Below are 607 nucleotides of genomic sequence, written 5' to 3'. Positions count from 1 at the left end.
AGCGGGGCGAGACCGCCGAGTGGCTGCTGAACTACCAGGGCGGGGCGTTCCTGCTCCCCGACCAGGAGCCCGTGCGTCGCGAGGCGCTGCTCCGGGGCGTGCGCTTCGACGCCGTCGGGGCCGCCGACGTCGCCCGGATCCGGGGCCTCATCGCCGAGGGCAACATGGAGGCGGTGCCCCTGGAGAAGGCCCCGGAGATCGCCGTCTACACGCCGCCGAACTCCACGCCGTGGGACGACGCGGTGACGATGGCCCTCGAGTACGCCGGAATCCCCTACGCGCAGATCTGGGACGAGGACGTGGTCACCGGGGGGCTGGCGGACTACGACTGGCTGCACCTGCACCACGAGGACTTCACCGGGCAGTACTCCAAATTCTACCTGACGTACGCCGGGGCGGGGTGGCTCCAGGACGAGGTGGGGCGCAACCAGGACATGGCCCGCCGACTGGGCTTCTCCGACGTGCCCGCCCTGAAGAAGGCCGTGGCCGAGGCGATCCGGGAGTACGTGGCCGACGGGGGATTCCTCTTCGCCATGTGTTCCGCGCCCGAAACCCTGGAGCTCGCCCTGGCGGCGGGCCCCGTCGACATCGCCGCCCCCTACTCCGA

The 607-nt window shown here is 71.3% G+C and carries 1 protein-coding gene; it reads left to right on the top strand.

Translation table 11 applies throughout. From position 1 onward, the window contains the following. A partial coding sequence (locus tag KDM41_18550; GenBank protein ID MCB1185425.1) for an asparagine synthetase B occupies window positions 1–607 on the top strand: 607 nt, incomplete at both ends.

The organism is bacterium (assembly GCA_020440705.1).
GTDB lineage: Bacteria > Krumholzibacteriota > Krumholzibacteriia > LZORAL124-64-63 > LZORAL124-64-63 > JAGRNP01.
This window is presented reverse-complemented; position numbering and strand designations above follow the sequence as displayed.